The organism is Psychromarinibacter sp. S121, from assembly GCF_049801035.1.
In the GTDB taxonomy this organism is placed as follows: Bacteria; Pseudomonadota; Alphaproteobacteria; order Rhodobacterales; family Rhodobacteraceae; genus Psychromarinibacter.
Map to the genome: position 1 here is coordinate 126,204 of NZ_JBNAGE010000003.1, position 16,742 is coordinate 142,945.

18 protein-coding genes and 1 other RNA gene are annotated in these 16,742 nt (G+C 66.1%); 6 read left to right on the plus strand and 13 right to left on the minus strand.

Translation table 11 applies throughout. The features are described 5' to 3' along the window. The first annotated feature begins 55 nt into the window (after positions 1-55). Positions 56-1,351 (plus strand): guanine deaminase, encoded by a 1,296-nt coding sequence (gene guaD, locus ACP156_RS14355; protein ID WP_425052044.1) that lies wholly within the window; start codon positions 56-58, stop codon positions 1,349-1,351. Between the two features lie 87 nt (positions 1,352-1,438). Continuing rightward, a complete protein-coding gene (locus ACP156_RS14360; RefSeq protein ID WP_425052045.1) occupies positions 1,439-2,095 on the plus strand; it encodes an NAD(P)H-binding protein in 657 nt (218 codons plus the stop codon). Positions 2,096-2,200: 105 nt separating this feature from the next. On the opposite strand, the gene ACP156_RS14365 is transcribed toward ACP156_RS14360, so the two are convergent. The 4 genes from ACP156_RS14365 to ACP156_RS14380 form a co-directional block, all read right to left on the minus strand. Further along, positions 2,201-4,063 (minus strand): PhoX family protein, encoded by a 1,863-nt coding sequence (locus ACP156_RS14365; RefSeq protein ID WP_425052046.1) that lies wholly within the window; start codon positions 4,061-4,063, stop codon positions 2,201-2,203. A gap of 209 nt (positions 4,064-4,272) precedes the next feature. Beyond that, positions 4,273-5,613, minus strand: coding sequence for an 8-oxoguanine deaminase (locus ACP156_RS14370; protein ID WP_425052047.1), 1,341 nt, complete (start codon positions 5,611-5,613; stop codon positions 4,273-4,275). Between the two features lie 42 nt (positions 5,614-5,655). Next, a complete protein-coding gene (gene hisN, locus ACP156_RS14375) occupies positions 5,656-6,483 on the minus strand; it encodes a histidinol-phosphatase (RefSeq protein ID WP_425052048.1) in 828 nt (275 codons plus the stop codon). A 95-nt stretch (positions 6,484-6,578) separates the two neighbouring features. After that, positions 6,579-6,953, minus strand: coding sequence for a helix-turn-helix domain-containing protein (locus tag ACP156_RS14380; RefSeq protein WP_425052049.1), 375 nt, complete (start codon positions 6,951-6,953; stop codon positions 6,579-6,581). Between the two features lie 306 nt (positions 6,954-7,259). Between ACP156_RS14380 and ACP156_RS14385 the strand changes: the two genes are divergently transcribed. After that, a complete protein-coding gene (locus tag ACP156_RS14385; RefSeq protein ID WP_425052050.1) occupies positions 7,260-8,219 on the plus strand; it encodes an NADPH:quinone oxidoreductase family protein in 960 nt (319 codons plus the stop codon). A 14-nt stretch (positions 8,220-8,233) separates the two neighbouring features. Here ACP156_RS14385 and ACP156_RS14390 read toward each other — a convergent pair whose 3' ends face one another. Beyond that, entirely contained in the window at positions 8,234-9,088 is an 855-nt protein-coding gene (locus ACP156_RS14390; RefSeq protein ID WP_425052051.1) for a LysR family transcriptional regulator, read from the minus strand. A 118-nt stretch (positions 9,089-9,206) separates the two neighbouring features. On the opposite strand from ACP156_RS14390, the gene ACP156_RS14395 reads away from it, so the two are divergent. Both ACP156_RS14395 and ACP156_RS14400 read left to right on the plus strand, forming a co-directional pair. Continuing rightward, positions 9,207-9,440, plus strand: a complete 234-nt coding sequence (locus tag ACP156_RS14395) for a DUF1127 domain-containing protein (protein WP_425052052.1) — start codon at positions 9,207-9,209, stop codon at positions 9,438-9,440. A 125-nt stretch (positions 9,441-9,565) separates the two neighbouring features. Next, on the plus strand, positions 9,566-10,303 hold the full coding sequence (locus tag ACP156_RS14400) for a Bax inhibitor-1/YccA family protein (protein WP_425052053.1): 738 nt from the start codon (positions 9,566-9,568) through the stop codon (positions 10,301-10,303). 133 nt (positions 10,304-10,436) lie between these two features. On the opposite strand, the gene ACP156_RS14405 is transcribed toward ACP156_RS14400, so the two are convergent. From ACP156_RS14405 to gatC, 7 genes are all read right to left on the minus strand, one after another. After that, positions 10,437-10,925, minus strand: coding sequence for a GNAT family N-acetyltransferase (locus tag ACP156_RS14405; RefSeq protein WP_425052054.1), 489 nt, complete (start codon positions 10,923-10,925; stop codon positions 10,437-10,439). 81 nt (positions 10,926-11,006) lie between these two features. Then, entirely contained in the window at positions 11,007-11,174 is a 168-nt protein-coding gene (rpmG, locus tag ACP156_RS14410) for a 50S ribosomal protein L33 (protein WP_425052055.1), read from the minus strand. A 135-nt stretch (positions 11,175-11,309) separates the two neighbouring features. Further along, positions 11,310-11,690, minus strand: an RNA gene (gene rnpB, locus ACP156_RS14415) — RNase P RNA component class A. 12 nt (positions 11,691-11,702) lie between these two features. Continuing rightward, on the minus strand, positions 11,703-12,314 hold the full coding sequence (locus ACP156_RS14420) for an N-acetylmuramoyl-L-alanine amidase (protein ID WP_425052056.1): 612 nt from the start codon (positions 12,312-12,314) through the stop codon (positions 11,703-11,705). 53 nt (positions 12,315-12,367) lie between these two features. Beyond that, entirely contained in the window at positions 12,368-13,009 is a 642-nt protein-coding gene (locus ACP156_RS14425) for a hypothetical protein (RefSeq protein WP_425052057.1), read from the minus strand. Positions 13,010-13,046: 37 nt separating this feature from the next. Further along, positions 13,047-14,534, minus strand: coding sequence for an Asp-tRNA(Asn)/Glu-tRNA(Gln) amidotransferase subunit GatA (gene gatA, locus ACP156_RS14430; RefSeq protein WP_425052058.1), 1,488 nt, complete (start codon positions 14,532-14,534; stop codon positions 13,047-13,049). A 4-nt stretch (positions 14,535-14,538) separates the two neighbouring features. Beyond that, complete coding sequence (gene gatC, locus ACP156_RS14435) at positions 14,539-14,826, minus strand: Asp-tRNA(Asn)/Glu-tRNA(Gln) amidotransferase subunit GatC (RefSeq protein ID WP_425052059.1); 288 nt, start codon at positions 14,824-14,826, stop codon at positions 14,539-14,541. Positions 14,827-15,030: 204 nt separating this feature from the next. Here gatC and ACP156_RS14440 point away from each other — a divergent pair, with 204 nt between their 5' ends. Continuing rightward, positions 15,031-15,939 (plus strand): AEC family transporter, encoded by a 909-nt coding sequence (locus tag ACP156_RS14440; protein WP_425052060.1) that lies wholly within the window; start codon positions 15,031-15,033, stop codon positions 15,937-15,939. Here ACP156_RS14440 and ACP156_RS14445 read toward each other — a convergent pair. After that, a complete protein-coding gene (locus ACP156_RS14445; RefSeq protein ID WP_425052061.1) occupies positions 15,918-16,568 on the minus strand; it encodes a ceramidase domain-containing protein in 651 nt (216 codons plus the stop codon). The two genes, ACP156_RS14440 and ACP156_RS14445, sit on opposite strands and share 22 nt — an antisense overlap. Positions 16,569-16,742 lie beyond the last annotated feature (174 nt).

The following is a 16,742-nucleotide window of genomic DNA, read 5'->3' on the forward strand; positions in this document are numbered from 1 at the left end:
TACGGCGACTGGCGTCACGCCTATCGTCCTCTGCGGCGCGGCGAAGGGGCGAGATATGACGAAACGGCTGATCCTTGGGCAGACCCTGTCTTTCGCGGGCGATCCCTTTCACGAACCTTTGTCCGAAGTCGCGCGGCATGAACGGCGCGGGGCGGTTCTGGTCGAGGATGGCCGGATCGCCGCCATCGGACCGGCGGACGACCTGCGCGCGGCGCATCCGCAGGCCGAAATCACCGACCACGGCGACGCGCTGATCACCGCCGGTTTCGTCGACGCCCATGCGCACTATCCGCAGACCGCGATGATCGCGAGTTGGGGCAAGCGGCTTATCGACTGGCTGAACAGCTACACCTTTCCGGAAGAGATGCGCTTTGCCGACGCGGATTATGCGGCCGAGATCGCCGCGCGCTACTTCGACCTGACGCTGTCCAACGGAACCACCACCGTCTGCAGCTACTGCACCATCCACCCCGAAAGCGTCGATGCCTTCTTTGCCGAGGCCCAACGGCGCGGTCTACGTGCGCTGGCGGGCAAGACCTGCATGGACCGTAACGCGCCCGAAGGCCTGCGTGACACGCCCGCGCGCGCCTATGACGAAAGCAAAGCGCTGCTTAAGACGTGGCACGGCGTTGACCGCCTGAGCTATGTGATCACGCCCCGCTTTTCGCCCACTTCCACCCCCGAACAACTCGAAGCGATGGGCGCGTTGTGGGCAGAGTTCCCGGACTGCCCGATGCAGACCCACCTCAGCGAACAGACCGACGAGATCGCGTGGGTGAAGGACCTGTTCCCCGACGCCCGCGATTACCTCGATACCTACGAGACGTTCGGCCTTTTGGGCGGGCGCGGGCTGTACGGGCACGCCATTCATCTGGAACCGCGCGAACGGGACCGCTTGCGCGAAGTCGATGCAGCGCTGATCCACTGCCCGACATCGAACACCTTCATCGGCTCGGGCATCTTCGACATGGCCGGTTTGATGGCGGCCGGTCAGCGCGTGGGTCTGGCGACGGACACCGGCGGCGGGTCTTCCTTCTCGATGCTGCGGACGATGGCGGCGGCCTACGAGATCGGCCAGCTTAACGGCAGCGCCCTGCATCCGGCACAGCTTTACTGGCTGGCGACGCAAGGCTCGGCGCGCGCGCTGCGGCTGGACGACCGGATCGGCAATCTGGCTCCGGGCATGGACGCCGACCTTGTGGTGCTGGACCTCGCTTCGACCCCCGCCATCGCGCAGCGTGCGGCGCGGGCCGACGACCTGTGGGAGGCGCTGTTCCCGACCATCATGATGGGCGACGACCGTGCGGTTCAGGCGGTCTACGTCGGCGGGGCGCCGGTCGGCACGGCCTGAGCCAAGGGCGCGGCGCATGACCGGCATGCGTGGCCGCCGGCAGGTCGGGCGCTAGGTCCGGGACCGGAAACGGAACCGGAGGCAGACATGGCACGCATTTTCCTGATTGGCGCAACCGGGGGTGTCGGACATCGGCTGGCGCCGATGCTCATCCACGCAGGGCACGAGGTCAGCGGCCTTTACCGCAGTCCCGAGCAGGCGGAGGCGCTGCGCGCCGAAGGCATAGCGCCGGTCGAAGGTGATCTGATGGAGATCGACGCCAAGGCGCTGGGCCGTGCCGTGGCGGGTCATGATGTCATTGTCTTTTCCGCCGGGGCGGCGGGCAGCGGGCTGGACCGAACCGCCGAGATCGACGGGCAGGGTCCGGTCAAGATGATCGAAGCCGCCCGCTCAAACGGCATCCGCCGGCTCTATCTTGTCTCGGCCATGCCCGAAGCCGGGCGCGGGGGCGATGTGAAAGACGGGTTCGAGTTCTACATGCGGACGAAAAAAGAGGCCGACGCCGCGCTGGCGGCCAGCGGGCTCGATTGGGTCATCCTGCGCCCCGGCACGCTGCTGCACGAGGACGGCGACGGCATGGTCTCGCTGGCGCGGGCGGTGACCTATGGCACGGTGAAACGCGGGAACGTGGCGCAGGCGCTGGCCGCGCTGATCGACCGCCCGGAAATCCGGCAAGAGGTGCTGGACCTGACCGACGGCCAAACGCCGCTGGCCGAAGCGGTGGACGCGCTGGTTCGACCGTAGAAGCTGCGGAGACAGGAAAGGGCGACCCTTGCGAGTCGCCCTCCGCGGAACTGCCAGGTTCCTTGTCCGGCTGGCGCCTTTGGCTCCGGCCGGGCTCGCGAGAGGTCAGCCGAACGCCGCGCCGTCCTGACGCCAGACCGAGATCACAGCCGAACGCGGCTTGCCTTCTCCGTCCGGCCACGCGCCGCCCGGGTGCTGGATGCCGACGAACGCCACCTTCAGGTCCGGGCTCCAGGTCAGACCGGTCACCTCGGCGCCGTTCGGGGCGGTCAGGAAGCGGGCGATCTCGCCGGTCTCGGGGTTGCCGACCAGCATCTGGTTGTTGCCCATCCCGGCGAAGTCGCCTTCGTTGCTGTCGTCGCCGTCGGTCTGGATCCACAGCATCCCATCGGTCGAGAAGGCCATGCCGTCGGGCGAGTTGAACATGTTGCCCGGCGTAACGTTCTCGGACCCGCCATAGGCGTTGTCATAGACCTCGGGGTTGCCGGCCATCACGTACAGATCCCACGTGAAGTCGATGGTGCCGTGATCCTCGTTCTCGGGACGCCAACGCACGATCTGGCCGTACTCGTTGGTTTCACGCGGGTTGGCGGCGTTCACTTCCATGCCCTCGTTGCCGCGACGCGAGTTGTTGGTCAGGGCGCAATAGGCTTCGGCCCGCAGCGGGTTGGCAGCGATCCATTCCGGACGGTCCATGCTGGTCGCGCCGACCGCCGAAGCCGCCATGCGCGTGTAAACCAGGATCTCTTCCAGCGGCATGCCGGTGCTTTCCGGCGTCAGGGCCAGCCACTCGCCGGTCATGTCGTCGTTGAACTTCGCGGCGTACAGCGTGCCGTCCGACAGCAGACCTTCGGTCGAGCCGCCTTCGGTCCACGTGCCGTTCGAAACGAACTTGTACATGAACTCGCCACGCTCGTCGTCGCCCATGTAGACCACGATACGGCCGTCGGCGGCCTGCACCATCTCGGCATTCTCGTGCTTGAACCGGCCAAGCGCGGTGTGCTTCACCGGTGTGCTGTCCGGGTCGGTCGGGTCGATCTCGGTCACCCAGCCGTGGCGGTTCGGCTCGTTCGGCTCTTGCGACAGGTCATAGCGCGGGTCGTGGACCTCATAGGCATAGCGGCCCTCGCCGCCGATGCCATAGCGCACGAAATCGGGGCGCTCGTCGTAGGCGCCGGTGGCGCCGAAGTAGCCGTTGAAGTTCTCTTCGCAGGTCAGATACGTGCCCCACAGGGTCTTGCCCGAACCGCAGTTGTTCATCGTGCCCTTGGGCGACATGCCTTCCGGGTCGGCATTGGTCTGCACCAGCGCGGAACCGGCGGCGGGGCCGTCCATGGTCATCAGCGTTTCGTGGGTGATGCGGCGGTTGTAGGGGCTGTCGACCACGACTTCCCAGCCATTGCCCTGATCGGCGATCTCCAGAACCGTGACGCCCTGCATGTTCTTCAGCAGGACAACCTCGTCGGCGTTCTTCGGCATGCCTTCGGAATCGGCGGGCAGGTTGATCTTCGGGTTCACGTATTCCGAGTTGATCGCCAGCAGCACGTGTCCGTCATGGGTGAAGGTTTCCATGCCGTCGGTGTTCTCGCCGAACACCTTGTCCGACATCTCGACCGGCACGCCGGTCTCGGGCGAATAGGCGCCCTCGGCCTCCGAGAACAGCGCGTCACCCCAGCGTACCAGCGGCTTCCATTCGAAACCGGCGGGGACGTGGATGTCGTGGTCGGTGAAGATGCCGATGGGCTCGAAGTTGAAGCCGGCGGCCTGTGCGCGGGCCGAAGTGGCCGAGCCAAGGACGCCCGAGCCGAAGACGGCGGCAGCAGAGCCGAAGGTCAGGGCGCCGCCCAGAAATCCACGGCGGGAGATGGCGCGCTCGACAACGGCGTCGAAATCATTGGTGGCGGGGCGGGGGTCACGGAGTTCGTCGAAATCGTCCCAGGACAGATTGACCGTTTTCCGGATGTCCATGTCGTTCTTCCTCTGGCTGACAGGCTGGATTGGCGCGGCAGGATGGCGCGCGCCGGGCCTGCGTTTCATGCGCCTGTGACGGCCCGGTGACAGCTGCACGACAGCGGAATGAAGTTATGTATGTTATCACATAACGGTGATGGAGGCGGTGGACGGAAGGTGGCAACCTTCCGTCGGCTTCCGTCCGATTCCGGCGGTCCGGTCTGGGTTCAGCCTTCGGCGAGCGCCCGTGCCAGCCGGGTCTGCTTCTCAACAAGGGTCGGCAGGTCGATGGTCACCAGCCCGCCGTCGCGTACGATCTGGCGGCCCTCGACGAACAGGTCCTTCACCCGCGTCGGCCCCGCCAGCAGCAAAGCAGCGGGGTCCCACGAGCCCGCGCTCTCGATGCCCGAAACGTCCCAGACGGCGATGTCGGCGCGATAGCCCTTGCGGATCTGCCCGCATTCGCCGCCGCGCCCCAGCACCTCGGCCCCGCCGCGTGTCGCGATCTCAAGCGCTTCCCGCGCGCTCATCGCGTCCGCTCCGTTCGCCACCCGCTGCAACAGCATCGCGGTGCGCGCTTCGGCCACAAGGTTGCCGCTGTCGTTCGAGGCAGAGCCATCGACCCCCAGACCGACCTTCACGCCCGCATCCCGCATCGCCCGGACCGGCGCGATCCCGGACCCGAGACGGCAATTGGAACAGGGACAATGCGCCACGCCGGTATGGCTGCGCGCGAACAAGTCGATCTCCTTGCCGTCCAGTTTCACGCAATGGGCATGCCACACGTCCGGCCCGGTCCAGCCAAGGTCTTCGGCATACTGCCCCGGACGGCAGCCGAATTTCTCTTCGCTATAGGCAATGTCCTCGACGTTCTCGGCAAGGTGGGTGTGCAGCATCACCTTCTTGTCGCGGGCGAGAATAGCGGTGTCCCGCATCAATTCGCGGCTGACCGAGAAGGGCGAGCAAGGAGCAAGCCCCACGCGCACCATCGACCCGGGCGAGGGGTCGTGGAAGGCGTCCACGACGCGCACCATGTCGGCAAGGATGTTCGGCTCTGCCTCCACCAGCGAATCCGGCGGCAGGCCGCCGAGGCTTTCACCGATCGACATCGCGCCGCGGGTGGGATGGAACCGCATCCCGATCTCCTGCGCGGCGGCGATGGTGTCGTCCAGCCGGGCACCGTTCGGGAACAGGTACAGGTGATCCGAGGTCAGCGTGCAGCCCGAAAGCGCCAGTTCGGCAAGCCCAGCCAGCGCCGAGACGCGCATCTCTTCCGGGCCGAAGCGCGCCCAGATCGGGTACAGCGTTTGCAGCCAGCCGAACAACAGCGCATCCTGCCCGGCGGGAACGGCGCGGGTCAGCGTTTGGTACAGGTGGTGATGCGTGTTCACGAGGCCGGGGGTCACCACGCAGCCCGCCGCCTGCACAAGCTCGCCGTCCGACCGCAGCCCGCTGCCGATCTCGGCAATCACGCCATCGACGATACGAATGTCGCAGTCGGCGAACTCTCCGCGCCGGTCGTCCATGGTCAGGACGGTGCGGGCGTTCTGGATCAGGATTTCCGGCATGCTGGGGTTCCCTTGGACAAGGCGCCCCTCAAAGCTAGCCGATCAGCGCTGCACCTCAACCCCGCGCAGGTACTCCAGCGCCTCGGCGTGGATCTCGCGGTTCGCTGCGGCCAGCACTCGGCCCCCCATGGGGCAGGGGTTGCCGTCCCAGTCTGTGACGATGCCGCCTGCGGCCTCGATCACCGCGATGGGGGCCTGCACGTCGTAGGCGTACAGCCCCGACTCGGCCACCACGTCGATCTGCCCGGCCGCGATCAGCGCATACGCGTAGCAGTCCATGCCATAGCGCGTCAGCCGCGCCGCCTCGCTGAGCTTGTGGAAGGCCGCGCCTTCGGACGGGGTGCCGACTTCGGGGAAGGTGGTGAAAACGATGGCTTCGGACAGCTTCCGCGCCGGGCGGGTCTTCAGCGTGCGGCGCCCCAAGGGCCCGGTCATCCACGCGTCACCCAGCCCGCCCACGAACCGCTCGCCGGTGTAGGGCTGGTCGATCACGCCAAGAACGGGGCCGGACGCGGGGCCGACAGCGATCAGAACGCCCCACGTCGGGGTGCCCGACAGGAAACCGCGCGTGCCGTCGATCGGGTCCAGGACCCACGTCAGCCCGGTCGAGCCTTCCACGGTGCCGTATTCTTCGCCAAGGATGCCGTCATCGGGGCGACGGTCGGCCAGAACGGCGCGCATCGCCTCTTCGGCGGCGCGGTCCGCGACGGTTACAGGGTCGAAACCCACGTCGTCCTTGTTGTCGGCGCCCAGTCCTTCTGCACGAAAATGCGGAAGGATCGCCGCGCGTGCGGCGTCCGCCAGCGCCTCTGCCGTCGCCAGAAGATCGGCACGTAGCGCGCTGTCAGTTATCGTGTCGGGGGCCGTCATGGACTGGATTACCTCGCCGGGGGAATGCCCCCGGCGCGGTAATCGGAATCGAGGCGGGCCGTCAAGCCCGGCTCAGGGCACGTGGCACCTGAAGCTCAGGCGACGTCGCTCATCACACGGGCCAGCTCAAAAAGCCGGCGGCGCTGGTTCTCGGGCATGGCGTAATAGGAGCGCACCAGTTCCAGCGCTTCCTTGTCGGCCAGGATGTCGCCCGGCACGCCGCTTTTCTCTTCGGCGGGCGCATCGACGCTTTCATCGATACCGTCGAAGAAGAAGCGGACATCCACGTCCAGAGCTTCGGCGATGTCCCACAGGCGCGAGGCGCTGATGCGGTTCATGCCCGTCTCGTACTTCTGAATTTGCTGGAACTTGATTCCAACCTTGCTAGCCAGCTGTTGCTGGGTCATGCCGACCAACCAGCGGCGGTGCCGCACGCGCTTGCCGACATGAACATCCACGGGATGCTTCATCGTTGTCTTCCTTACAACTCACAACAGAAACATCAAAATCACGTCGAGCGGGAATCGCACAACCTACCTTTTTGGGTAGTTTGGTCACAAACGATTAGGAAAGCGTGTGAAATGGCTGCAAACATGGGGTGCGCCGGCGCCAGGTTTCAAAACTGTTACGCAATGTGAAGTTGAGGAATCTGCCTGTGGGTATTTCCCGTTTATCAACTGTAGGTTTAGTTACCTAGCGTAAGGTGCGACAGGCTGCCGCAGGGTTAAGTCGATTGGTATCGTTAACGTGGTTAAACGTGCGATAATTTTAGGCAAATGGTCAAACATTACCAGATAAGCGAGTATGGCGGGGTCCCAGGCTTCGCAGAGGGTGAGTCGGGTCAACCTGCGGCGGGCGAGGTGTCGATCCGAATCGCCGCATGCGGACTGAACTTCGCAGATCTCCTGACGATCGAGGGGACTTATCAGGACCGGCCAGAGCCTCCGGTGACGCTTGGCAAGGAATTCTCGGGTACCGTCGAAGCCGCCGGAGAAGGCTGCACGCTTCGGCCCGGAACCCGGGTCGCGGTATATTCGGGGCAGGGCGGTCTGGCCGAGGCAGGCTGTTTTCCCGAAGCGCGCTGCCTTCCGATCCCCGATTTGATGCCCTTCGATGTCGCCGCTGGCTTTCAGGTCGCCTATGGCACCAGCCACGTGGCGCTGGAACGCGCGGCCCTGAAAGCGGGAGAGACGCTGCTGGTCCTTGGCGCGGCGGGGGGCGTGGGCCTGACGGCAGTCGAGATCGGCCGCGCGATGGGCGCCACGGTGATCGCCTGCGCCCGGGGCGCGGACAGGCTGGATGCCGCGCGAGAGGCCGGGGCGCATCACCTCATAGATACCGAAACGCAGGACATCCGAGACACGGTGAAAGGACTTGGCCGGGCGGACGTGGTCTATGACCCGGTCGGCGGCGACCAGTTTCGCGCAGCGTTCCGCGCGGTGAAGCCCGGCGCAAGGATGCTGGCCATCGGTTTCGCCAGCGGCGACGTTCCCCAGATCCCGGCCAACCACCTTATGGTCAAGAACGTCTCGGTGATCGGCGTGAACTGGGGCGGCTTCCTGCAATTCGACCCGAAGACACTGGCCGACAGCCTGCGCACGCTGATCCGCTGGTACGAAGAGGGCAAGCTTCGCCCCAACATCGGCCACCGCCTGCCGTTCGACCAAACGCCGCAAGCGCTGGATCTGCTGCGTGACCGGAAGGCGGTGGGGAAGATTGTCGTCGAAATCGCCTGACGCCTGTCGGCGCCTTACAGCGTGCGATAGCCCTGCCGGATCATCTCCATCAGGTGCCCGACAAAGCCGCCGTTGCTGGCGGTGCCGCCGTACATGTTGATCTTCTGCACGCCCAGTTCGGGAAGCTGCCCGCAGGACGGCAGCTGTTCCAGTTGCTGCGGCTGTGTTCCTTCCAGCATCACCGTCACGGCAAGGTCGGCGGCGACCGTCGCTTCGACAGTACGGTCCGAATCCGACTCCACCGCCTGAATCCAATCGATCTCTGCCGCGTTCAGCCGATCCTGCGTGTCGATGCGGAACGAGCAGTTGCGGCAGTTGGCCAGCGGCAGCGGCGTATGCTTCCACGCCGACCCGCCCGGCGCGCCCATCCAGCGCAACGGCAGTTCCGCCAGCGTCTCGCCGCCGCTGCCCAGGTCCGGCTCGGTCGTCAGGATCACGTCGCACTCCCCGCGCGCGTGCATCCGCTTCAGCCCGGTGGTGAAAAGCGAGATCAGCCGCACTTTCACCCGCGGGTACTCGGCCGAGAAGCGTTGCAGCACCTGCGGGATGACGGGATGGACGATGTCATGCGGCACGCCCAGCGTGACCTCGCCCTCAAAGGCATGATCGGTCAGCCGCGCGAACAGCTCGTCGTTCAGGTCCACCATCCGGCGCGCATAGGCCAGCAGCTGCTCGCCCGCCGCCGTCAGCGAGATCTTCCGGTTCGAGCGGTCCAGCAGTTCCAGCCCCATCAGCTCTTCCAGCCGCTTCAGCTGCATCGACACCGCCGATTGCGTGAGGTTCAAAAACCCGGCGGCGCGGGTGACGCCCCCGGTCTGGGCGACGGCGACGAACGAGCGAAGCACGGAAACGTCGAGGTTGCGCATCATCACAGTCCTTGATGGTTCGGTTCAGAAACATTCGTTTCACTATTGCTTACCCGTCGGCATATATCAAGCTCATGAATGAAAGACGCCGCTGACGCCACAGATATGAAAGGATGCACCCATGACCCAGCATGTCCGCACCCACGCCCACCTGCCCGGACGCACCCGGTTCGCCCGCGCCCGCCATCGTTCGCTTTTGCGCACTGTCCTCGACCTGGCCGCGTTGCGCCGCCAGCGGCTAGAGCTTGGCCGGATGGACGCGCACATGCTTGAAGATATCGGCGTCAGCCGGGAACAGGCGGCGTCCGAAGCCAGCCGCCCTGTCTGGGATGCGCCCGGCTATTGGACGACCTGAGGCAACAATGCTGTGAACGCCATGCCTCCAGACCGGAAAAGCTTGAAAACCCTCGCGACCTTCCCGATATTCCCTTGGAAAGGCGGCCGCGAGGGCCGCTTGCTTTATCCATCTAGGAGGAATTGATGGCTGATTTCCGGACGGCGCGTGGTGTTGCAGGCGTTCGCACCGCCCAGATCGACGAGGGACTGCGCGCCCACATGAACAAGGTCTACGGCACGATGTCCGTTGGCCTTCTGGTTACGGCCGGCGTTGCCTGGGCCGTCGGGTCGAGCGACGCTCTGCTGTCGATCTTCCGGGATCCCGCGACGCTGCAGCCCAACATCCTGGGCTGGGTGGCGATGTTCCTGCCGCTGATCATGGTTTTTGCCTTCGGCGCGATGATCAACCGTCTTTCGGCGGCTGGCGCGCAGCTGTTCTTCTACGTGTTCGCCGCGGCCATGGGCCTGTCGATCGCATGGATCTTCGCCGCCTTCACCGGCATCTCGATCGCGCAGACGTTCCTTGTGACCTCGATCTCCTTCGCGGGCCTGTCCCTATGGGGCTACACCACGAAGAAGGACATCTCGGGCTGGGGGTCGTTCCTGATCATGGGCCTGATCGGCCTGATCGTCGCGTCCATCGTGAACATCTTCCTGGCATCGCCGGCGATCCACTTCGCGATCTCCATCATCGGCGTGCTGATCTTCGCTGCGCTGACGGCGTATGACACGCAGAAGATCAAGAACGACTACATCCAGCACGCACATGCGATGGATCAGGAATGGCTCGGCAAGTCGGCGATCATGGGGGCTCTGAACCTCTATCTCGACTTCATCAACCTGTTCATGTTCCTGCTGCAGTTCCTCGGCAATCGCGAGTAACGCGCGGAACATTCCAGATCGAAGGGCCGGCCATTGCGCCGGCCCTTTTGTTTTCGGGGGAACGGGCAGTGCGTATCCGACGTCCGACACCAGACGCGCGCAAGGCGGTGGGGCGGCGCTTTGGGGCGGTCGGCTAAAGCGTCCGTCGCATCTCGATCGCGGGGAAGGTGATGCCGGGGCGAAGTTCCAGCAGGTATTCGCGGTCGCCGGTGAACCCCAGCGCGCGGTAGAACGGCACGGCGGTCCGCGTCGCGGCGCAATCGAGATGCGCCAGCCCGGCCTCGCGCGCCGTCGTGATGGTCTTCTCAAGGATCGCGCGCCCGATGCCGCGCCGCGTGTGGCGGTCGCTGGTCACGACGTGCCGCACCTCGCCGCTGTGGCGATATCGTTTCCGGGTCCAGCCCCCGGCGCCGACAAGCGCGCCCTCGGCATCCTCGGCGACATAGTAGGTGCCGCAATACAGAAGCTCTGGATTCGCGCGCGCGATCAGCGGCAGGGCGGTGACCATGGTCGACGGCGGATAGTCCCGCGACAGCAGGCGCGGATAGGCGCGCGCCAGCAGCGCGTCCAACGCGCCAAGGTCGCCGGGATGAGCCGGCCGGACGGTCAGGGTCAGGTCCATGACTTCAACATGGGGGCTTTCTGCCAAAAGAAAAAGCCGCGCTTGTGGCGCGGCCTTCATCTGTCGTCAATTGGGGGCAGATTACTTGATCTTGCCTTCCTTGTACTCGACATGCGCACGCGCGACCGGGTCGTATTTCCGCACGGTCATTTTCTCGGTCATGGTGCGCGCGTTTTTCTTGGTCACGTAGAAGTGGCCGGTGCCGGCGGTCGAGTTCAGCCGGATCTTGATCGTGGTGGGCTTTGCCATTTCGTCTTGCTCCGTCGCACGGGCGGTGCATCGCCCGGAGAAAATCTTGAAGCCCGCCTTTTACTGTTTAATCGCCCCGAGTCAACCGGTTTCCCCAGAAGGAAACGCGGCGAAACGGCGGGCGGGCGGTTCTGTATGCGCGGACGGCCTGTAAGCCGGATTCTGTCGTCGGCAGGCGGACCTGCCGGAGATGACCATTCATCTGGAACGCGCGTCGCCGCGCGCCTTCAGCTGCCTACCCGGATCTCTGGGGCAAGGCGCCCTGTCCCCGTTGCCGGGGCGCGAGATCCCTATTCGGCATTGCTCCCGGTGGGGCTTGCCGTGCCGGTCCGGTTGCCCGTCCCGCGGTGGGCTCTTACCCCACCGTTTCACCCTGGCCGCCGGCACGCCGGCGGTGGTCTGTTTTCTGTGGCGCTTTCCCTCGGGTTGCCCCGGCCGGGCGTTACCCGGCACCGTCGCCTTGTGGAGTCCGGACTTTCCTCGACCCCGAAGGGCCGCGGCCATCCGGCCATCCGCGCGGATCGGCACCTAAGCGGCGCCGGGGCCGCCGTCAACAGGGAAGCGGTGCGCAAGGTCGGCCATCGCGCGGCTGTCCTCGGGCGTCAGCGGCCCCTCGGCCCATGGCCGGAACCGCAGTCGGAAGGCGGCAAGCCGCGCCTCGGGGCTCAGGTCAGGCGCATATCCGAAGCTGGTCGCAGCGTCCGTGAAGTCGCCCTCGGCGCCTTCTGCGGGCCAGACCGACAGTCCACCCCGCGCCAGACGCCGCCAGTCGAATCGCGGGCCGGGATCTCCCTTGCGCAGGGGCGCCATGTCGGAATGCCCGATCACCCGCTCGGGCGGGATGCGCCAACGGTCGAGGATGCCGCCCAGCAGCGCCTCAAGCGCCTGCATCTGGGGTTCGGAAAACGGATGCGCGCCGGTGTTGTCCAGCTCGATCCCGATCGAGCGCGAGTTCACGTCCGTCACGTCGCCCCAGCGCCCCGCGCCCGCATGCCAGGCGCGCATGGCCTCGTCGACCAACTGCAGGACCGCGCCATCGTTGCCGATCAGGTAGTGTGCAGAGACCTCGAACTGCGGGTCGCACAGCCGGTCGCGCGCGGCCTTGCAGCTGTCCATGGCGGTGAAATGGATCACCACCATGTCAGGTGTTGCGCCCCCACGCCGGGGGCCGAAATTCGGGGAGGGGTGGTCGATCACCCTGCGGCGCGACGGAACACCGAGGGATCCCAGCCGCAGGCGTAGCCGTCGCCGTCGGGATCGAGGCCCAGCTTGTCCTTCTCCGGCCCGCCATTGGCAAGGAAGTCACGCTGCGCGATGTCGGCCGAAACGTAACCGGCGCAGGCGTTTTCCTTCTTGCCCGAGAACAGCGTGGTGCGGCGATAGACCTGCGTGCCGACCGGGTGCTTGGTCGACAGCGCGTAGGTCACGACGTTCGGCCCCTCGGTCCCGGTGCGGGTCGGCAGAGCGGTCGGGCGCGCGGCTTCGTATTCGGACGCCAGCGCGGCCATGCGGGCTGCGTCGCCTTCGATGCTCACGCGTTCGGACACGGCTGCGAAGTTCTGCTCGTCCGAGATCCCGCCCGACGTGGGCGCCGTGACCGGAGACGCAGGCAGTTCGGACGGGTCGATGACCACGGCGGTGTTGCGCGGCGGCGAAGCGGGCGTCGTGGCGGCAGGCGCCGACGGCGCGCTGTCGGGCGCGCGCGTGTAGGTGTTGTAGTCGCTATAGTCGCCGAAGCCGACACCACGCTTGGGTGTGTCCGGGTTCGAGTCGGGCGTCTCTGCACAGGCCCCGAGAAGGGCCAGTGCTGCCACCGCCAAAAGCGTCTTCTTCATGTCCGTTAGTCCTGCCCGGATCTGTTTGGGCAGGCTTCTACCACCATTTGCCGGGCTTGGAAACATAGCCCGCAGCGCTTTCCAAGGCGTAGGCCGTGTTCAGCAGGTCGGCTTCCTCCCACGGACGGCCGATAAGCTGAAGCCCCAGCGGCAGACCCTGCTTGTCCAGACCGGCGGGCACAGAGATGCCCGGCAGGCCGGCAAGGTTGACGGTCACGGTGAACACGTCGTTCAGGTACATCTGCACCGGATCGGCCTCGGACATCTCGCCCAGCCCGAACGCGGCGGACGGGGTCGCGGGGGTCAGGATCGCGTCGATGCCCTGTGCGAAGACGTCGTCGAAGTCCTTCTTGATCAGCGCGCGGACCTTGCGGGCCCGGTTGTAATAGGCGTCATAGAAGCCCGCCGACAGCACGTAGGTGCCGACCATCACGCGGCGCTGCACCTCGTGGCCGAAGCCCTCGGCGCGGGTCTTCTCGTACATCTCGGTCACGCCGTCGCCCTGCGCCAGCTTGGCGCGGCGGCCAAAGCGGACGCCGTCATAGCGGGCAAGGTTCGAAGACGCCTCGGCGGGCGCGATGACGTAATAGGCGGGCAGCGCGTACTTGGTGTGCGGCAACGAGATGTCGACGATCTCGGCGCCCGCGTCCTTCATCATGGCGGTGCCGTCGGCCCAGAGCTTTTCGATCTCGGCGGGCATGCCCTCCATGCGGTATTCCTTTGGGATACCGATCTTCTTGCCCTTGATGTCGCCGGTCAGCGCCGCCTCGAAGTCGGGCACGGCCAGATCGGCCGAGGTCGAATCCTTGGGGTCGTGGCCGCACATCGCCTGCAGCATGATCGCCGCGTCGCGCACGTCCTTGGTCATCGGGCCGGCCTGATCCAGCGACGAGGCGAAGGCGACGATGCCCCAGCGCGAGCAGCGGCCATAGGTCGGCTTGATTCCGGTGATGCCGGTGAAAGCGGCGGGCTGGCGGATCGAGCCGCCGGTATCGGTGCCGGTCGCGCCAAGGCACAGGTCGGCAGCCACCGCAGCCGCAGAGCCGCCGGACGAGCCGCCGGGGGTCAGCGGCGTGTCGTCATTGCCGCGCCGCCACGGGTTCACCGCATTGCCATAGACAGAGGTTTCGTTCGACGAGCCCATCGCGAACTCGTCCATGTTCAGCTTGCCCAGCATGACCGCGCCCGCGTCGAACAGCTTGTGCGACACGGTGGATTCGTACTCGGGGCGGAAGCCTTCAAGGATGCGGCTCGCCGCCTGGCTGGGAACGCCACGGGTGCAGAACAGGTCCTTGATGCCCAGGGGGATGCCGCACATGGCGGGCGCGTCGCCGCCGCTGATGCGGGCGTCGGCCTTGCGGGCTTGTTCCAGCGCGATCTCGGGCGTCTTGTGGACGAACGCATTCAGCGCGTCCGCCGCCTCGATCTCGGAGATGCAGGCTTCGGTCAGTTCGACCGAGGTCACGTCGCCCGCGCGCAGCTTGTCGCGGGCTTCGGCGATGGTGAGTTTCGTCAGATCGGACATGGCGTTACTCCACCACCTTCGGCACCGCAAAGAACCCCTCGCGCGCGTCGGGCGCGTTGGCGAGCACTTCATCCTGGATGTTGCCGTCGGTCACGACGTCCTCGCGGCGCTTCAGCCGCATCGGCGTGACCGAGACCATGGGCTCGACGCCCTCGACGTCCACCTCGTTCAGCTGTTCGATGAAGCCGAGGATGGTGTTGAATTCCTGCGCGAGCGCGGGAAGCGCGTCGTCTTCCACCTTGATGCGGGCGAGCTTCGCCACGTGGGCCGCCGTAGCCTTGTCGATGGACATGGATCTCTCCGGGATGTGCGTTCGAGACACGCGTTTAGCGTCCGCATGGGCGGGCTGCAAGGGAAGGGCGTGCGTTCGCGCGCCGGGCGGGGCGTTCCGGTGCGAAACATCGGCCTTCCGCGGTGCGGCACTGGCCCCTCGCGGCATCCCGTTCTAGGGTCCGCCGGGGTGCCGCCCGGCCGCCCGCATTCCCCGGAGTCCCGCATGTCGCTTGCCCTGACCATACTTCCGATCGCGCTTGCCATCGCGCTGGGCTGGGCGGCGCGGGCGTCGGGGCTGATCAAGGCGGATCTCTGGCCGGGGATCGAGGCGCTGAGCTTCAAGCTGCTGATCCCGGCGATCCTGATCAACTCTATCGCCAAGACCGACCTGTCGCCCTCGCGGATCGGCGCCTTCGCGATGGCGCTGCTGCTGACCATCGGCATCGCCGGGGTTCTGGTGCTGGTGGCGGGGCGGGTGCTGACCGTGCCGGGGCCGACGCGGTCGACCTATTTTCAGGGGACGATCCGGTACAACGGGTTCATCGGGCTGGCGGCGGCGGACCTGATCATCGGACCCGCCGGCCTGTCGCTGATCGCGGTGTCGATGGCGGTGCTGATCCCCGTCATCAACGTCGCGGTGATCATCGCGATGGCGATCCTTTGCGGTGGCTCGACCGGCCCGCGCAGGCTGCTGCGGTCGGTGCTGACCAATCCGCTGGTTCTTGGCTCTTGCGGCGGTGTCGCGATCAACCTGCTGTTCGGCGGGTTGCCGGTCTGGCTGGACGATCTGACCGAGATCGTCGGTCGCGCCGCGCTGGGCGTCGGACTGCTGGCCGTGGGGGCGGGGATGAGCCTGAACCGGATGATGCACGTATCCGCAAGGGTCGTGGTGGCCTGCCTGCTGCGTCCCTTCGTGGTGACGGCGATCTTCCTGGTCATCGCTGTCGCCCTTGGCCTGTCCTTGAACGAGATGCTGGGCGGCATCCTCGTCTTCTCGGTCCCGGCGGCTGCGAACGGTTACATCGTGGCCCGGCTGATGGGCGGCGACGCCGACACCTACGCGGACATGCTGGCGTGGCAGACGATCCTGTGCCTGTTCGCGATCCCGTTCTACGCCGCCCTGGTGACGTGACGGCGGTAGGTCTCGATCATCCAGCCCAGCATCGCGGCATTCAGGACATGCCACAGGAAATGCGTACCGTGCGGCCACGCGCTGCACACTGCATTGTCAAGGCTGCGCAGGGTGATCGAAACGGCCAGAACGCCCGCGCCAAGACCCAGCCTGCGGGCGGTGACGGGGCTGCGGCCCGCCACCGCCAGCGCGTACAGCGCGATCAACAGCGCGACGGGCCAATACATCGCCGACAGTCGCAAGAACGGCAGTTGCGCGAAGACCCACGTGCCGGCGGCGGCGAAGGGCAGAAACAGCAGCACGCCGAACAGCGAGGCGCCGACGCCGAGGCCCCAGAAACTGCGGTTGGCGGCATAGAGATAGATCAGCACGAAGACGGCGATGGACAGGCTGTCCGCCATGCCGCTCCATGCGGTCGCCAGTATATGCCACGCGCCGGACGACAGGCCGATTGCGGCAAGCACCAAAACCATCAGCCGTGCCGCGGGCATGCGGTCGCGTCCCAGCCGCACCCACATGATCGCGGCCGCCAGCAGGAAGGCGAGGTTCGTGACGGCGTTCAGCGGTTCCGACCACAGGCCGAAATCGGTTCGCTCGCAATAGGCGATGATACGGTCGGTCCAGTTCATACCCTGCCAGCGACGCCCGAAACGCGACGCGGACAGCGCGTCGCAAATTGATCCCCAGACCTACTGTGTGTTTCGCGCGCGAAACATTCAATGGATACCATCGCCTCGACGGCCCGGCGCGCTACCCTGTCGGACGACACGAATCGTCCGCGCACGACGCGTCAGACACACAAG

Coding starts and splice junctions, on each gene's coding strand:
- guaD (WP_425052044.1), top strand. CDS start 56: ATGACGAAACGGCTGATCCTTGGGCAGACCCTGTCTTTCGCGGGCGAT.
- ACP156_RS14360 (WP_425052045.1), top strand. CDS start 1,439: ATGGCACGCATTTTCCTGATTGGCGCAACCGGGGGTGTCGGACATCGG.
- ACP156_RS14365 (WP_425052046.1), bottom strand. CDS start 4,063: ATGGACATCCGGAAAACGGTCAATCTGTCCTGGGACGATTTCGACGAA.
- ACP156_RS14370 (WP_425052047.1), bottom strand. CDS start 5,613: ATGCCGGAAATCCTGATCCAGAACGCCCGCACCGTCCTGACCATGGAC.
- hisN (WP_425052048.1), bottom strand. CDS start 6,483: ATGACGGCCCCCGACACGATAACTGACAGCGCGCTACGTGCCGATCTT.
- ACP156_RS14380 (WP_425052049.1), bottom strand. CDS start 6,953: ATGAAGCATCCCGTGGATGTTCATGTCGGCAAGCGCGTGCGGCACCGC.
- ACP156_RS14385 (WP_425052050.1), top strand. CDS start 7,260: ATGGTCAAACATTACCAGATAAGCGAGTATGGCGGGGTCCCAGGCTTC.
- ACP156_RS14390 (WP_425052051.1), bottom strand. CDS start 9,088: ATGATGCGCAACCTCGACGTTTCCGTGCTTCGCTCGTTCGTCGCCGTC.
- ACP156_RS14395 (WP_425052052.1), top strand. CDS start 9,207: ATGACCCAGCATGTCCGCACCCACGCCCACCTGCCCGGACGCACCCGG.
- ACP156_RS14400 (WP_425052053.1), top strand. CDS start 9,566: ATGGCTGATTTCCGGACGGCGCGTGGTGTTGCAGGCGTTCGCACCGCC.
- ACP156_RS14405 (WP_425052054.1), bottom strand. CDS start 10,925: ATGGACCTGACCCTGACCGTCCGGCCGGCTCATCCCGGCGACCTTGGC.
- rpmG (WP_425052055.1), bottom strand. CDS start 11,174: ATGGCAAAGCCCACCACGATCAAGATCCGGCTGAACTCGACCGCCGGC.
- ACP156_RS14420 (WP_425052056.1), bottom strand. CDS start 12,314: ATGGTGGTGATCCATTTCACCGCCATGGACAGCTGCAAGGCCGCGCGC.
- ACP156_RS14425 (WP_425052057.1), bottom strand. CDS start 13,009: ATGAAGAAGACGCTTTTGGCGGTGGCAGCACTGGCCCTTCTCGGGGCC.
- gatA (WP_425052058.1), bottom strand. CDS start 14,534: ATGTCCGATCTGACGAAACTCACCATCGCCGAAGCCCGCGACAAGCTG.
- gatC (WP_425052059.1), bottom strand. CDS start 14,826: ATGTCCATCGACAAGGCTACGGCGGCCCACGTGGCGAAGCTCGCCCGC.
- ACP156_RS14440 (WP_425052060.1), top strand. CDS start 15,031: ATGTCGCTTGCCCTGACCATACTTCCGATCGCGCTTGCCATCGCGCTG.
- ACP156_RS14445 (WP_425052061.1), bottom strand. CDS start 16,568: ATGAACTGGACCGACCGTATCATCGCCTATTGCGAGCGAACCGATTTC.